This window comes from Pseudomonas sp. PGPR N4, from assembly GCF_059693665.1.
Genome location: NZ_JCAUKV010000003.1, coordinates 485598 through 501013, shown reverse-complemented (window position 1 = coordinate 501013; position 15416 = coordinate 485598). Strand labels below are relative to the sequence as shown.

At 61.4% G+C, this 15416-nt stretch carries 16 protein-coding genes, 1 tRNA gene and 1 pseudogene; 4 read left to right on the top strand and 14 right to left on the bottom strand.

The window, feature by feature from the left end:
• Positions 1–261: 261 nt before the first annotated feature.
• The 4 genes and pseudogenes from AC58X1_RS16225 (at position 262) to AC58X1_RS16210 (ending at position 4820) form a co-directional block, all read left to right on the top strand.
• The gene (locus tag AC58X1_RS16225; RefSeq protein WP_150570897.1) at positions 262–1608 is read left to right on the top strand and encodes an APC family permease; all 1347 of its coding nucleotides are present in this window, start codon (positions 262–264) and stop codon (positions 1606–1608) included.
• A gap of 58 nt (positions 1609–1666) precedes the next feature.
• A pseudogene (locus AC58X1_RS16220) lies at positions 1667–2935 on the top strand (methyl-accepting chemotaxis protein); the annotation flags it as partial.
• A 102-nt stretch (positions 2936–3037) separates the two neighbouring features.
• Complete coding sequence (locus AC58X1_RS16215) at positions 3038–3793, top strand: methyl-accepting chemotaxis protein (RefSeq protein WP_371918919.1); 756 nt, start codon at positions 3038–3040, stop codon at positions 3791–3793.
• A gap of 67 nt (positions 3794–3860) precedes the next feature.
• Positions 3861–4820, top strand: coding sequence for a cation diffusion facilitator family transporter (locus tag AC58X1_RS16210; RefSeq protein WP_259075350.1), 960 nt, complete (start codon positions 3861–3863; stop codon positions 4818–4820).
• A gap of 294 nt (positions 4821–5114) precedes the next feature.
• Here the strand turns inward: AC58X1_RS16210 and AC58X1_RS16205 are convergent.
• From AC58X1_RS16205 to AC58X1_RS16140, 14 genes are all read right to left on the bottom strand, one after another.
• Positions 5115–5190 (bottom strand) — tRNA-Lys (locus AC58X1_RS16205).
• A 62-nt stretch (positions 5191–5252) separates the two neighbouring features.
• Complete coding sequence (gene queC, locus AC58X1_RS16200) at positions 5253–5927, bottom strand: 7-cyano-7-deazaguanine synthase QueC (protein ID WP_101317428.1); 675 nt, start codon at positions 5925–5927, stop codon at positions 5253–5255.
• A 17-nt stretch (positions 5928–5944) separates the two neighbouring features.
• Positions 5945–6592, bottom strand: a complete 648-nt coding sequence (gene queE / locus AC58X1_RS16195; protein WP_259075354.1) for a 7-carboxy-7-deazaguanine synthase QueE — start codon at positions 6590–6592, stop codon at positions 5945–5947.
• Between the two features lie 159 nt (positions 6593–6751).
• Positions 6752–7567 carry a tol-pal system protein YbgF gene (gene ybgF, locus AC58X1_RS16190; protein ID WP_101317426.1) on the bottom strand — a complete coding sequence of 272 codons (816 nt, stop codon included), beginning with the start codon at positions 7565–7567 and terminating at the stop codon, positions 6752–6754.
• A 5-nt stretch (positions 7568–7572) separates the two neighbouring features.
• Entirely contained in the window at positions 7573–8073 is a 501-nt protein-coding gene (pal, locus tag AC58X1_RS16185; protein WP_043201913.1) for a peptidoglycan-associated lipoprotein Pal, read from the bottom strand.
• A gap of 54 nt (positions 8074–8127) precedes the next feature.
• Entirely contained in the window at positions 8128–9399 is a 1272-nt protein-coding gene (gene tolB / locus AC58X1_RS16180) for a Tol-Pal system beta propeller repeat protein TolB (protein ID WP_189691595.1), read from the bottom strand.
• A gap of 26 nt (positions 9400–9425) precedes the next feature.
• A complete protein-coding gene (gene tolA, locus AC58X1_RS16175; protein ID WP_101317421.1) occupies positions 9426–10502 on the bottom strand; it encodes a cell envelope integrity protein TolA in 1077 nt (358 codons plus the stop codon).
• Entirely contained in the window at positions 10502–10954 is a 453-nt protein-coding gene (gene tolR / locus AC58X1_RS16170) for a protein TolR (RefSeq protein WP_101317418.1), read from the bottom strand. Before tolR ends, tolA begins: the two co-directional genes overlap by 1 nt.
• Positions 10955–10968: 14 nt before the next feature.
• Complete coding sequence (tolQ, locus tag AC58X1_RS16165) at positions 10969–11664, bottom strand: protein TolQ (RefSeq protein WP_101317416.1); 696 nt, start codon at positions 11662–11664, stop codon at positions 10969–10971.
• A 2-nt stretch (positions 11665–11666) separates the two neighbouring features.
• A complete protein-coding gene (gene ybgC, locus AC58X1_RS16160) occupies positions 11667–12119 on the bottom strand; it encodes a tol-pal system-associated acyl-CoA thioesterase (protein ID WP_101317414.1) in 453 nt (150 codons plus the stop codon).
• A gap of 125 nt (positions 12120–12244) precedes the next feature.
• The gene (ruvB, locus tag AC58X1_RS16155) at positions 12245–13291 is read right to left on the bottom strand and encodes a Holliday junction branch migration DNA helicase RuvB (protein WP_101317412.1); all 1047 of its coding nucleotides are present in this window, start codon (positions 13289–13291) and stop codon (positions 12245–12247) included.
• A complete protein-coding gene (ruvA, locus tag AC58X1_RS16150; RefSeq protein ID WP_101317410.1) occupies positions 13288–13905 on the bottom strand; it encodes a Holliday junction branch migration protein RuvA in 618 nt (205 codons plus the stop codon). The genes ruvB and ruvA overlap by 4 nt, the downstream gene beginning before the upstream one ends.
• A 108-nt stretch (positions 13906–14013) precedes the next feature.
• Complete coding sequence (ruvC, locus tag AC58X1_RS16145; RefSeq protein WP_101317407.1) at positions 14014–14538, bottom strand: crossover junction endodeoxyribonuclease RuvC; 525 nt, start codon at positions 14536–14538, stop codon at positions 14014–14016.
• A 68-nt stretch (positions 14539–14606) separates the two neighbouring features.
• Positions 14607–15353, bottom strand: a complete 747-nt coding sequence (locus tag AC58X1_RS16140; protein ID WP_101317405.1) for a YebC/PmpR family DNA-binding transcriptional regulator — start codon at positions 15351–15353, stop codon at positions 14607–14609.
• Positions 15354–15416: the final 63 nt, after the last annotated feature.

Here is a 15416-nt window from a genome sequence, read left to right as displayed (position 1 = left end):
CCCACCCCGCATCGTTTTTTATTTTAACCACCTTGCTTCAGCGCCTAACAACGAAGAACAACCGCAGCGCGCTTACTCGCCCCACTAGGGACTCTGCGCGCCTCGAACTTCGCTGCGGCACTGTCAGCCATGCCACCGGCGCCTCGCATGCGCCCGCCCTCGCTCCGACATAAAAGGTGAACAACATGGAGCTCATCCGCACGACCTGGCTGTGCCCGCCCGCCTACTCGCCCACCGTTCAGGCTCAGGAGCATCGCGCGCATGCAGCCTGAACCAAGCACCGGCGGCCAGTTCCGCAAATCCCTGCGCCTGTGGCATGTGGTGATCATCGGTCTGGCTTACCTGACGCCGATGACCGTCTTCGACACCTTTGGCATCGTTTCCGGGATTACTGCCGGGCATGTGCCCAGTGCCTACATCCTGGCGCTGCTGGGCGTGCTGTTCACCGCGGTGAGCTACGGCACGCTGGTACGGCGTTTTCCGCAGTCGGGCTCGGCCTACACCTACACCCAGCGGGCGATCAATCCGCACGTGGGCTTTCTGGTCGGCTGGTCTTCGCTGCTGGATTACCTGCTGCTGCCGATGGTCAACGCCCTGCTGGCCAAGCTGTACCTGTCGGCGATGTTCCCGGAGGTGCCACAGTGGATCTGGGTGGCCGGCTTCGTCACCCTGATCAGCCTGGTCAACATGCGCAGCGTCAACCTGGTGGCCCACTTCAATGCCCTGTTCGTGGCCGTGCAGGTGGCGATCATCAGTGTGTTCATCTATCTCTGCGCACGTGGCCTTGAGCATGGCGAGGGCCTGGGCACGGCCTGGAGCCTGATCCCGTTTGTCGACCCACAGGTGCAGTTCAGCGCGCTGGCCGCCGGTGCGACCATTCTGTGCTTCTCGTTCTTGGGTTTCGATGCGGTGACCTGCCTGTCGGAGGAAACTCGCGATCCGGGCAAGACCATTCCGCGGGCGATCTTCCTCACCGCCTTGATCGGCGGCGTGGTGTTCATTCTTGTGTCCTACTTCATCCAGGCCTATTTCCCGACCATGCAGCGCTTCCATGACCAGGAAGCGGCGCTGCCGGAAATCGCCCTGTATGTCGGTGGCAAGTTGTTCCAGTCGGTGTTCATCGCCTGCACGGTGATCAACACCATCGCCTCGGGCCTGGCCTCGCAGACCAGTGTGTCACGGCTGCTGTATGTGATGGGCCGCGACGGGGTGATCCCGACTCGGGTGTTCGCCCGCCTGCATCCTCGGTACAAGACGCCGGTGCTGAACATTGCCGTGGTGGGACTGGTGGCGTTGTCGGCGATCTTCTTTGATCTGGTCACAGCTACCTCGGTAATCAACTTTGGCGCATTGGTTGCCTTCAGCTTCGTCAATCTGGCGGTGATCAACCACTGCTACCTGCGCGAGAAGGGTCGCAAGAGCCTGGCCCAGACCTTCAAGTACCTGGTGCTGCCGACCATTGGCTTTTGCATCATCGTCTCGCTGTGGCTGGACCTCAACCAGCACTCGCTGCTGTTTGGCGGCGCCTGGGCACTGGCCGGGCTGATCTACCTCGGCTGGCTGACCAAGGCGTTTCGCATCGCGCCGCCCAGCTGTATCGCTGACTGAGCCTCCCCCACCGACGCCCGCTTGATGCGGGCGTCGCTCTGCTCGAGAAGGAAAACCCATGCTCCCGCGCCGCCTTTCCATCCAGTGGAAGATCACCCTGCTCGCCGGCCTGTGCCTGCTGGTCATCGTCGCCCTGCTGGTGGCCACCTCGCTGACTCAGGCGCGCCGCAGCGCAGCACAGGTGTTCAGCGCCAACAGCGAACTGCTCGACCACAGCGCCCGCCTGCGCCTGCAGGCTCAGGCCGAAACCCAGGCACTGCGTATTCAGCGCTACTTCATGGATGCCTACCAATACGGCAGCGGTTTCAGCCGCCTGGTGCAGGTACTCAGGCAGCGCGGCGATAGCGATCTACGCGCATCATTGAGCGCACAGGCACGCGCGGCGCTGGTAGGCAATCCTGGCCTGATCGGCTTGTATCTGGTGTTCCAACCGAACGCCCTCGACCGACAGGATGCGCGCTTCATCAACCAGCCCGAGCACGGTAGCAATGACAGCGGACGCTTCTCGCTGTACTGGTCGCAAGCACAGTCCGGCACGCTGACCGCCGAAGCCATGCCCGAGGCGATGCTTGCCGACAGCAGCATTGGCGCCAACGGCTCGCCCTACAACCGCTGGCTGACCTGCCCGGAGCAAACCGCCAAGGCTTGCGTGGTCGAACCTTACTTCGACGAGATCAATGGCCAGCAGATCCTGATGACCAGCATCGCCCTGCCGATCATGGATAACGGCAAGGTCATCGCCGTAGTTGGCCTGGACATCAGCCTGGACAACCTCCAGCAACTGAGCCTCAGTGGCCGCCAGGAACTGTTCGACGGCCAAGGCCAGGTCAGCATCGTCAGCCCGGCGGGCTTGCTCGCCGGCCACAGCGCTGATGCCACGCAACTGAGCAAGCCGCTCGAGCACGTCCTCAGCGGCCCGGCCCGCGAGCTGCTACCAAGCTTGCTTGCCGGGCAGCCAGTGCGGCGCCTGGATCACGGCCAGATGCGCGTCTCGCAGCCATTTGCGCCTATCCCTGACGCCGCCCCGTGGCAAGTTCTGCTGGAGCTGCCCGAGGCCGTGTTGCAGGCGCCGGCAGTAGCGCTGAACCAACGCCTGGCCGGGCATAACCAGGACGCCAACCTGATCAGCCTGGCCATCGGCCTGTTTGCAGCGGTGCTGGGTTTGCTGCTGGTCTGGCTGACCGCGCGTGGCGTTACCCGGCCAATCCTGATGGTAGCCCGGCGTCTGCAGGATATCGCCAGCGGCGAAGGCGACCTGACCCGCCGGCTGGACTACGCCCGCGATGATGAACTGGGCCAGTTGACCGGCTGGTTCAACCGTTTTCTCGACAAGCTGCAACCGGTGATTGCCCAGGTCAAAGCCTCGCTACAGGACGCGCGCACCACGGCGGACCAGTCCGCCGCCATCGCCAGCCAGACCAGCAATGGCATGCAGCAACAGCAACGCGAGATCGAGCAGGTGGCGACCGCCGCCAATGAAATGAGCGCCACCGCGCAGGACGTTGCCCATAACGCCGCGCAGGCAGCGCAGGCGGCACGCGGCGCCGATCAGGCCAGCCGCGAAGGCCTGCAGCGGGTAGCCGACACCCGTCGGGCAATTTCCCAACTGGCCAGCGACATGGATGCGGCGATGGGCCAGGCGAAAGCGCTCGAGAGCCGCAGCGAGCAGATCGGCTCGGTGCTGGAGGTGATCCGCGCCATTGCCGAGCAGACCAACCTGCTTGCACTCAACGCCGCTATCGAAGCAGCCCGCGCCGGCGAGGCTGGGCGCGGTTTCGCGGTGGTGGCTGATGAGGTGCGCAGCCTGGCTCAGCGTACCCAGGTATCAGTCGAGGAGATCCGCCAGGTGATCGAAGGCCTGCAGCAAGGCAGCGAAGCCGTGGTCGGCACCATGCAGGCCGGCCAGCGCCAGGCGCAGGACAGCGCGCAGCAGATGGAGCAGGCGATGCCCGCGCTGCAGCGCATTGGCGAGGCTGTCGCAGTGATCACCGACATGAACCTGCAGATCGCCTCGGCTGCCGAAGAGCAAAGCGCCGTCGCCGAAGAAGTTAACCGCAACGTGGCCGGCATTCGCGATGTAACCGACTCGCTCGCCGGCCAGGCAGACGAATCGGCGCGCATCAGCCAGGCGCTGAACCACCTGGCCAATCAGCAACAAGCATTGATGGCGCAGTTTCGCGTCTAGTCTGTACTGGCCTCGGCAATGCCGATGCCGCTATCCCCGGCATTACCGCCGTACAAGAGTTTCAGTTATGCAGATCTCACCCAAACCGGCTTTTTTCGACCTGACCTGCGAGCAGGGCCTACTGCGCACCTCGATCGCAGTCACTCTCTTCATCGCCACCATCGGTATCGCCTTCGGCCTGGCTTCGGGCTCGTTCTCGATTGTGTTCGACGGCGTCTATTCGCTGGTCGACGCCAGCATGAGCGGCTTGTCGCTGGTGGTGGTCAAGCTGATCACCGCCCACATCAGCAGCGCGCAGATGTCGCGCAAGTTGCGCGAGCGCTTCAGCATGGGCTTCTGGCACCTTGAACCGATGGTGCTGGCACTCAACGGCATTCTGCTCAGCGGCGTGGCCATCTACGCCCTGATCAACGCGGTCAGCAGCCTGCTCGAAGGCGGCCGCGACCTCGAGTTCGGCCTCGCCCTGATCTACGCCGTACTGACCGTGATTGCCTGCGTCACCATCGCCGTGGTCGAGGCCCGCGCGAACCGCACGCTCAACTCCGACTTCGTGCGCATGGACGTCAAGGGCTGGGTCATGTCGGCGAGCATTACCGCCGCGCTGTTGATTGCCTTCTGCGTTGGCCTGGCGATTCAGGGCACGCAGTGGCAGTGGATCTCACCGTACATCGACCCGGCGGTGCTCGGACTGGTGTGCCTGGTGATCATTCCGCTGCCGTTGTCGGTGGTACGCCAGGCCCTGGCCGATATCTTCCTGGTGACGCCGAGCGACCTCAAGCAACACGTCGACAACGTCGCCCAGGCCTTCGTGCACAAGCATGGCCTGCAGTCGTTTCGGGCGTATGTGGCCAAGGTCGGGCGCTCGCGCGAGATCGAGCTGTACTTCATCGTGCCTGCCGACATGGCGGCACGGACCATCGCCGAGTGGGACGCCCTGCGCAACGAAATCGGCGATGCGGTGGGCGGCGAAGGGCCGGATCGGTGGATCACGGTGGTGTTTACCGGGGATCCGGAGTGGGCTGAGTAAGTGCCTGTCAGCAGGCCAGGCCGCTATCGGCTGCAGTTTCATCGTTGATCCATCCGACGAATGCCTGCACTTCGGCATCATTGGTGAACTGGCCAGCGATGTACTGCCGCTGTTCCCTTCGCTGCAAGGCCCGGCACCACTGCCTCAGCTCTGGTGAAGACAACGCCCTCAAGGCCATGCCACGCTGCGCGCATGGAACTCTAGAAACGAAAAAGCCCGCCATGAAAGGCGGGCTTTTTCATCTTGATTTGATACCGAACCAAGCCAGAGGCTTGCTCCGCACAGCTGTAAAAATGGTGGGTCGTGTAGGATTCGAACCTACGACCAATTGGTTAAAAGCCAACTGCTCTACCAACTGAGCTAACGACCCTTTTGATGGCGCGTATAATACTGATTTCTAACGAAAAATCAACACCCCATCAGTAAAAAGGCTTAAAAGTAGCGGGTCGGATCTTCCACACCTGCGGCCTTGAAGCCGTCCGCGCGCAAGCGGCAGCTGTCGCACTTGCGGCAGGCGCGGCCCTGATCATCGGCCTGGTAGCAGGACACTGTCAGGCTGTAATCGACGCCGCGGGCAACACCGGCCTGGACGATCTGTGCCTTGCTCATGTTCTGCAGCGGCGCCTGAATGCGGAAGCCCTGCCCTTCAACACCGGCCTTGGTCGCGAGGTTGGCCATGCGCTCGAATGCTTCGACGAACTCAGGACGGCAATCCGGGTAGCCGGAGTAATCCACCGCGTTGACGCCGATGAAGATATCGCGTGCCTGCAGGACTTCGGCCCAACCCAGGGCCAGCGACAGGAACACGGTGTTGCGCGCCGGCACGTAGGTGACCGGGATGCCTTCGCCAGGTGCCTCAGGCACGTCGATGCTGCTGTCGGTCAACGCCGAGCCGCCGATGCCATCAAGGTTGAGACCGATCACCTTGTGCTCGACTACTCCCATGTCGCGGGCCACCCGGGCGGCTGCGTCGAGCTCGGCGCGATGACGCTGGCCGTAGTCAAAACTCATGGTGTAGCAGCTGTAGCCATCGGCCTGGGCCATGGCGACCACGGTGGCCGAGTCGAGGCCACCGGAAAGCAGGATTACCGCGCGTTTGTCAGTCATGTCTTGGTCCTTGGGTTTCAGCGGCCGGGTTCGTCGTTCCACAGCAGCTTGTGCAGCTGCAACTGGAAGCGCACGGGCAGGTTGTCGGCAATGATCCAGTCAGCCAGATCACTGGCACTGACCTGATGATGGCTAGGCGAGAACAGCACTTCGCCTGCGCGCTGATCGAGGTTGTACTGGATCAGCTTGGAGACAGCCCAGTCGTAGTCTTCGCGCGAACAGATGACGAACTTTACCTGGTCATTACGGGTCAGCAGCTCGATGTTCTCGTAGCGGTTGCGGTGCGATTCTTCCGAGGCCGGGGTCTTCAGATCGACCACACGGCTGACGCGGCTGTCGACTTTGGAAATATCCAGCGCGCCGCTGGTTTCCAGCGACACCTCGTAGCCTGCATCGCACAAACGCTCAAGCAACGGCAACGCGTTGGGCTGAGCCAATGGCTCGCCACCGGTAACGCAGATATACCGCGGACGAAAGCCCGCCACCTGCTCCATGATCGAATCCAGGCTGCGAATCGTACCGCCGGTGAAGGCATAGGCGCTGTCGCAGTACTGGCAGCGCAACGGGCAGCCAGTCAGGCGGACGAACACGGTGGGCAGGCCAGCCGTGCGCGTTTCACCCTGCAACGAGTAAAAGACTTCGGTGATGCGTAAGGTATCTTGCATGATCGCCACGGGCGTGACAGCTAAACAGGCTGTCCGCCTCCGTCAGGCACTGTCGCGGACTCGACAAAGCGTTATCCGCAGCAGCGTGTTTACGTAAAAGGGCCAAGAGTCTAACGAAAAAACCCGCGCCAGGCGCGGGTTTTCTCACAAACGGGCTGCTTAGAGCTTTTGCAGGTCGCGTTGCGCCAGTTGCGCGGCGGAAGTGCCGGGGTACTGGGTAACTACTTGCTGCAGAATGCCTTTTACCTTGTCGGTACGGCCCAGGCGACGTTCGACGTCGGCCAGCTTGTACAAGGAATCAGGCACTTTGCTGTGCTTGGGATACGACTGGCTGACCTTGGCAAACGCCTGAGCTGCACCTTGCAGGTCGCCCTTGGCCAGGTTCACCTCACCCAGCCAGTATTGCGCGTTGCCGGCATACTGGCTGTTAGGGTATTTGCGCAGGAAGGCGGTAAACGCCTGGCTGGCCTTGTCGAAGTCCTTCTGCTTGATCAGGTCGAAAGCAGCATCATAGTAGAGCTTTTCTTTCGCCGGATCAGCCGGCTCGCTACCCGCGGCCGGTTGTTGCGCAGCAGCGCCAGCGGCGCCGGCTGCTGCACCGGCAGCGGCATCGGATGCGCCACCGGTTGAAGAATTATCGGGAGTCGCGGCAGGCGCGGCACCACTTGAAATGCGACGGTCCAGATCCTGGTATCGTTCCAGGTTTTCCTGCTTCATGCGCGACACATCGTTCTGCAACTCTTCGATGATGCCTTGCTGGCGGGAAATCTGATCCTGCATCTGTTGCAGCTGCATGAACAACTGACCCTGTGCAGAAGCAGGGGTTGAAGCCCCTGCTCCGGCATAGGCGCCGCTCGTGCCATAACCCGCGGGCGGATAACTGCTCGCGTTGTCATCTACTACAGGGACTGCAGCCCACGCCGTGAAGGGCAGGCTGAGTGCGAGGACGGTCAAAGCACGGCGGCACGTACGCATAGGACTTACTTACGCAGTTCTACGCGACGGTTCTGAGCCCAGGATTGCTCGTCGTTGCCGGTGGCAACTGGACGCTCTTCACCGTAGGAAACCAGTTCCAGCTGTGCAGGGGAAACGCCCTGCAGAACCAGGTAACGCTGTACGGCTTTGGCGCGACGCTCACCCAGAGCCATGTTGTACTCGCGAGTACCACGCTCGTCGGTGTTGCCTTCCAGAACAACACGGCTGCCGTTGGACTTCAGGTCCTTGGCGTGAACATCCAGAGCGCGCATGGCTTCTGGCTTCAGGTCCGAGCTGTCGTATTCGAAGTAGAAGGTGGTGATTGCGCGCAGGGCGGCTTCTTCGCTCAGGCTGCCGTCAACAGCGCCAGTGTTGGCACCGTAACCAGCGTTAGGATCTACAGCAGCGCCTTCGCCGGCGTTGTCGCCACCTTTGGAAGAGCAACCTACAGCTACAGCCATGGCCAGAGCCAGCGCAGCGAATTTACCAAACTTCAGCATTTCCATCGTGAAACTCCTAATGAAACCCCAGTGTGTTAAGCAAAACGGTGTAACGCCGCATCAGTTCAGGTAAGGGGACCAGGACGGTTCTCTGACTTCGCCTTGCGCGGTAGGAAGCGGGAGCCTCACGCGTCCGTTGAGAGAGACGAGCATCAAGACTCCCCGGCCCTGCTGGCGGGTGGCGTAGATTAGCATGGTGCCGTTGGGCGCAACAGTGGGGGACTCGTCAAGACTGGTCTCTGAGAGAATCTTTACACTTCCACGTTGCAAGTCCTGGGCCGCCACTTTGAAGTTGGTGAAGCCCTGTTGGCGATGAATCATCACCAGGGTCTTCTCGTCCGCCGAAAGTTTCGGGTTGGCATTGTAGTTACCCACGAACGTTACACGCTCGGCGGAACCGCCACTGACCGAAGTTTTGTAGATCTGCGGCTTGCCGCCACGGTCGGAGGTGAAGTAAAGCGTGTTGCCGTCTTTACCCCAGAACGGTTCGGTGTTGATACCAGGGCCGGCAGTTACGCGACTGATCGCGCGCGAACCCATGTTCATCACATAGATGTCCGGGTTGCCGTCCTTGGACAGTACGAACGCCAGGCGCGAACCATCCGGCGACCAGGCTGGCGCGCCGTTGAGGCCTTCGAAGTTGGTGATCTGCTCACGGCGACCGGTGTCGATGTGCTGGACAAAGATACGTGGGCGACGCTGCTCGAACGATACATAGGCGATGCGCTTGCCATCCGGTGCGAAGCGTGGCGACAGAATCGGCTCACGCGACTGCAGCAGGGTCACTGCCCGGGCACCGTCGTAATCCGAACGCTGCAGGGTGTAGCGGGTGTTGTTGGCAGAGAAGCGCTCGGCAGTCACATACAGCATGCGGGTGGAAAACGCACCCTTGATGCCGGTGAGCTTCTCGAACGACTGGTCGGCAATGTAGTGCGACATGTCGCGCAACTGGTCGACAGTACCGGCAACGCTGCCAGTCAGCACTTGCTGCTCGGTGGCCACGTTGAACAGCGCGTACTGCACCTGCAGACGGCCACCGGACGGCACGATGCTACCAACCATGACGTACTGGGCGCCCAGGGCTTTCCAGTCGCGGAAGATGACTTCGCTGGCCTGGCTTGGCTGGCTGATCATGTTCTGCTTTGGAATCGGCGAGTAGTAGCCAGAGTTGCGCAGGTCATTGCCGATGATGTCGGCCATGTCTTCTGGCAGCACGCTGCCACCCTGCAGGCCGAACGGTACTACCGCGATGGGCGTGGCCCGATCGCTACCGCTGGTGACCAGGATGTTCTTTTCCTCTGCTACGGCCATACCTGCCACGCAGCAGAGCATGACCAGCAGCCCTCGAAAGAGTTTAATCACAGCGCTAGATCCTCAGGTGTAAATGTCATCTTGAACGAGCGATACGCATTGAAATCACTCGGCTTCAAGCCCTGCATTTCGGTCAGTCGACCAATGTTCTTCACCGCTGCCACCGCCGAAGCATCAAACGGACCGTCGCCACTGGCGCGGGCCACACTGACGCTGGTGATGGTGCCATCGGGCAGCATGTTGATCTGCAGCACTACCGTCATGCCTTTGCGTGCCGAAGGCGGACGGGCCCAACCTTCTGCAGCGCGCATGCGGATCAGGTCGTCGAAATCACCGGCTACCTGGTCGCCCTGCTCGTCAGCCAGAGCCTGCTGGCGCTCGGTGGTATCAGACAACAGCTCGGCCAGGGCCTGGGCTTTCTTGTCTTCTGCCGCCTTACGGGCTGCATCCTGGGCTTTTTTCTTCTGGGCATCTGCAGCGGCCTTCTTCTTGGCCTCTTCAGCTGCTTTCTTCTTCGCTTCCTCGGCTGCCGCTTTCTTCTTGGCATCCTCGGCGGCTTTTTTCTTGGCTTCTTCGGCGGCTTTCTTCTTCGCCTCTTCAGCTGCGTCTTTCTTGGCTTCTTCGTCGGCCTTTTTCTTGGCCTCTTCTTCCGCCTTCTTCTTGGCGATATCAGCCTGCTGTTTTTCGCTGGCTTTCTTCGCCTCTTCGGCTTTCTTGGCCTCGGCGGCCTTCTTGGCTTCAGCAGTCTTGGCAGCTTCTTCGGCTTTTTTGGCTTCTGCCGCTTCGCGAGCAGCTTCGGCCTTTTGATCCGCGTCGGCTTTCTTTTGTTCCGCGGCCTTCACGGCCTCCTGTTCGACCTTCTTCTGTTCCAGCTGTTCGACTTCAGTCTGGCGCGAAGCGGTTTTCTTCGCCTCCCCGGCAATCTTCTGATTGGTCTGGGTAGTGGCCTGACTCTTGGACTTGAGCTGGTACAGCGTAGCCTGAACGATCGGCTTGGACGGCGGCAGCTCAGGGGTCATGGCGAAGCTGACGAACAGCATCGCAAACACCACGACATGCAAGCCAATGGCCCAGACACTGGGCCAGAAGTAGCTTTCCGAGGCAGATGGCTCTCGCTGTTGCATCAGGGCGCCTCGGTAATCAGGCCAACGTTACCGACACCGGCCTTCTGCAACCCGCCCATGGCGCCCATGACCGAGCCGTAATCGACGGACTTGTCGCCACGGATAAAGACCTGGGTCTGTTTGCCCTGGTCGCGACCGGCGGCAATGATCTTGGTCACGGCATTGGTCATGTCCGGCAAGGTCATGGCCTTGTCCATCTGTTTGTCGGTATCGACCTCGCTGCCAAGGTTCCAGTAGTAGGTCTTGTCGGCCTTGATCGAGATGGTAAGGATCTGGACGTTGTTGTCCTGCGGCAAGGCTTCGCTGGAAACCTTGGGCAGGTCGACCTTGACCCCCTGGTTGAGCATCGGGGCCGTCACCATGAAGATGACCAGCAGCACCAGCATCACGTCGATGTAGGGCACCACGTTCATCTCGGCGACGGGCTTGCGTTTGTGGCGAACTCGGGCCATGGGTTTCTACCTGATTACTCTTCGCTGGTGTGCACTTTACGGTGCAGGATCGCCTGGAACTCGTCGGCGAAGGTGTAGTAACGGCTGATCAACGTTTCGCTGCGTGCGGCAAAACGGTTGTAGGCGATAACCGCAGGGATCGCAGCAAACAGGCCGATCGCAGTGGCAATCAATGCCTCGGCGATGCCCGGCGCAACGGTAGCCAGGGTTGCCTGCTGGGCAGAAGCCAAACCACGGAACGAGTTCATGATGCCCCATACGGTACCGAACAGGCCGATGTATGGGCTGGTCGAACCGACGGTGGCGAGGAACGGCAGGCTCTGCTCGAGCTTTTCTTCTTCACGCGAGATGGCTACGCGCATGGCCCGACCAACGCCTTCCATGACCGCGTCAGGGTCTACACCCGCCTGCTGACGCAGACGCGAGAATTCCTTGAAGCCGGCACGGAACACCTGCTCGACACCCGAATCCGGGTCCGGGTTGCTGCCTGCCTGACGGTACAGCTTGGACAAATCAATGCCCGACCAGAAGCGCTCCTCGAAGGCATCCAGCGCACGACGACCGGCGCGCAGCATGCTGCTGCGCTGAAAGATCATGATCCATGAAGTGACCGAGGCGGCCACCAGAATCAGCATTACCAGCTGCACCACGATGCTGGCATTGCTGACCAGACTCCACATGGAGGTATGGTCGACGACGTTAGCTTCCACGCTTATTCTCCTGCATTCGATTGAGTACCCGGGCCGCCCGCCAGGAAGGCGTCGCGCAGCGCTGGGGGGATGGCTCGGGGTTTGAAAGTGTCGGCGCGCACAGCGGCCACCAGAAACTGCCCCTCACAGAGCAGCTTTGCATCTTGTTCTCGCCACACCTGCTGCACGAAGCGCAGGCTGGCGCGGTTCACCTCGACGACTTCTGCGGTTACCCGCAACTCGTCATCCAGGCGCGCCGGCGCGTGGTAGCGCGCCTCGGTGGAGTGAACCACGAACAGCAGATTCTCCCCGGCCAGTTGATGCTGGGAGAAACCCAGGTGACGCAACCGCTCGGTGCGCGCACGCTCCATGAATTTCAGGTAGTTGACGTAATACACCACGCCGCCTGCGTCGGTATCTTCGTAATAGACGCGACAGCGGTGTGCGAACGATTCAAGCCCATTTTGCGCGCGCATACTCTAGTGCTTACTCCTCGGCTTGCCAATCCGCCCGGCAAGTGTTTTTGCATTCGGTAATGCCTTAGTGCCAGCGCGCCATGGGCATGCCAGCGGTAGGACCACGGAAACCGCCTTTTGATCTGTCATTCATCGACAACATCGGAAAAATCCGCCGGGTCGGCCAAACGCCCGGGCAGGTTCAAGCCAAAGTGCAGGTAGGCGTGCCGCGTCACCACGCGGCCACGCGGCGTACGCATGATGTAGCCCTGCTGGATCAGGTACGGCTCGAGCACGTCCTCGATGGTATGGCGCTCCTCGCTGATGGCAGCGGCAAGGTTGTCCACCCCGACCGGACCGCCATCGAACTTCTCGATCATGGTCAGCAGCAAACGCCGGTCGGAGTGATCGAAGCCGCGCTCGTCGACATCCAGCAGATTCAGCGCCAGGTCCGCCACCGCCTTGGTGATCTCGCCCTTGCCGCGTACCTGGGCGTAGTCGCGCACCCGGCGCAGCAGGCGGTTGGCGATCCGCGGCGTACCGCGTGCACGCCGAGCAATCTCGAAGGCGCCCAAATCATCGATGACCAGGCCCAGAATGCCCGCCGAACGGGTAACGATGGTGGCCAGGTCCTTGTCGCTGTAGAACTCCAGGCGCTGGACGATGCCGAAGCGGTCACGCAAGGGGTTGGTCAGCATGCCCGCTCGGGTGGTCGCGCCGACCAGGGTGAACGGCGGCAGATCGAGCTTGATCGAACGCGCGGCTGGGCCCTCACCGATCATGATGTCGAGCTGGAAGTCTTCCATTGCCGGGTACAGCACTTCTTCGACAATCGGCGAGAGCCGGTGAATTTCGTCGATGAACAGCACATCGTGCGGCTCGAGATTGGTCAGCATTGCCGCCAGATCACCGGGCCGCTCCAGAATTGGCCCTGACGTGCTCTTCACCGAAACGCCCATCTCATGGGCGATGATGTTGGCCAGGGTGGTCTTGCCCAGGCCCGGCGGGCCGAAGATCAGGGTATGGTCGAGCGACTCGTTGCGGCCACGGGCAGCCTGGATGAACAGGCCCATCTGGTCGCGCACCACCGGCTGGCCGATGTACTCATCAAGGCTCAGCGGGCGAATCGCGCGGTCCTGGACTTCTTCGCGGTCGCGTCCGGAAGCGGCGATCAGGCGGTCGGCTTCGATCACTTGCTAATCATCCCTTGCAGGCTGCGGCGGATCAGGTCTTCGCTGCTCAGGCCAGCCTTGTCCTTGATCAGCGAGATAGCCTTGCTGGCTTCCTGAGGCTTGTAGCCCAGCGACACCAGCGCACTGACCGCGTCGGCTTCGGCGGTGGACGCACCACCGACCGGCGCCGGGCCGTCGGATACCAAGGTGAACATCGACGAGGACGTCTCCCAAGCTTTGAAGCGGTCCTTGAGCTCGACCAGCAGGCGCTCGGCAGTCTTCTTGCCAACCCCGGGTACGCGCACCAGCACCGAGGCATCCTGCGCCTGCACGCAGCGCACCAACTCGTCGATTTCAAGCCCGGACATCAGCGCCAGCGCCAGCTTGGGGCCGACGCCGTTGAGACGGATCAGCTCACGGAACAGCTCGCGCTCGCGCTTTTCGCCAAAGCCGTAGAGCAGGTGGGCGTCTTCACGCACCACCAGATGGGTATGCAGGGTAACCGGCTCGCCAACCTTGGGCAGGCGATACAGGGTGGTCATCGGCACTTCGAGCTCATAGCCCAGGCCGTTGACGTCGATAATCAGGTGCGGCGGTTGTTTTTCCGCCAGGGTGCCGCGCAAACGTCCAATCACGTTTCGATCCTTCCTTTCGAGCGCCGGCCACAGACCGGTCAACCCTATCAGCAAATGCGTCGAGTGAACGTTTCACCCGGCCAAAATGTGTATCAGCGCATGAAGCGGTTACAGACGCAAGCGTCCGCCGCGCTTGCGCGCAGTGGTCAAGCCGTGGGGGATCAGGCTGGAGCGGGTATGCGCATGACAGAGGGCGATAGCCAAGGCGTCAGAGGCGTCGATCTGCGGCTTTTGCGTCAGCTTGAGCAGGTGCATGACCATCAACATCACCTGGTCTTTGTTGGCCGCGCCGGTGCCAGCCACCGCCTGTTTGACCTGGGTGGCGCTATATTCGGCGATCTCCAGGCCAGCTTCGGCACCGGCCACGATGGCTGCACCACGGGCCTGGCCGAGCTTGAGCGCCGAATCCGGATTGCGCGCCATGAACACCCGTTCGATGCCCATGGTAACCGGGCCGTGCTGGCGAATGATCTCGCTGACGCCACGAAAGATGATCTGCAGGCGCTCGGACAACTCGCCGGCGCCCGTACGAATACACCCCGACGCCACATATTCGCAGCCCCGGGCGGTCTGGCGGACCACGCCAAAACCGGTGATGCGCGAACCGGGGTCGATACCAAGAATCAGAGTCATAGGGCCTGCAAGTTGAAAATGAAAACACGCTTGGAGCAGTCAGGCCCTGATGGCTTGAAGCGCCGGCATCAGCCTAGCTGCTCAAGGACCTCATCGGAGATCTGCGCATTGGAATAGACGTTCTGCACGTCGTCCAGGTCTTCGAGCATGTCGATCAGCTTGAGGACTTTTTCAGCGCCATCGCGATCAAGCTCGGCACTGGTAGTCGGCTGCATCACGATTTCGGCGTCGGCGGCCTTGAACCCAGCTTCTTCCAGCGCGTTGCGCACGGCATAAAAGCTGTTGAATGAGGTGAACACTTCGAACGAGCCGTCGTCATTGCTGACCACGTCATCGGCGTCGGCCTCCATGGCCGCCTCCATCAAGGCGTCTTCGTCAACGCCAGGGGCAAAGCTGATCTGGCCCTTGCGCTCGAACAGATAAGCAACTGAACCGTCGGTGCCAAGGTTGCCGCCGCATTTGGTGAAGGCATGGCGCACAGCCGCTGCGGTACGGTTGCGGTTGTCGGTCATGGTTTCGACCATGATCGCCACGCCGCCGGGGCCGTAACCCTCATAGCTGAGCTCTTCGACGTTGTCGCTTTCGTTGGTACCGGCGCCGCGGGCAACTGCCCGATCAATGATGTCGCGGCTCATGTTGGCACCAAGTGCCTTGTCCAGCGCCAGTCGCAAGCGCGGGTTCGACGCTGGATCGGCGCCGCCCTGCTTGGCCGCGACCGTCAGCTCGCGGATCCACTTGGTGAAGACCTTGCCTCTCTTGGCATCCTGGCGCTCTTTGCGGTGCTTGATGTTCGCCCACTTGGAATGACCAGCCATATCGACTCCGAATCCTTGATCCACAAACAGGTTCCGCCCCGAAGGGCGGAACGCGATAAATTC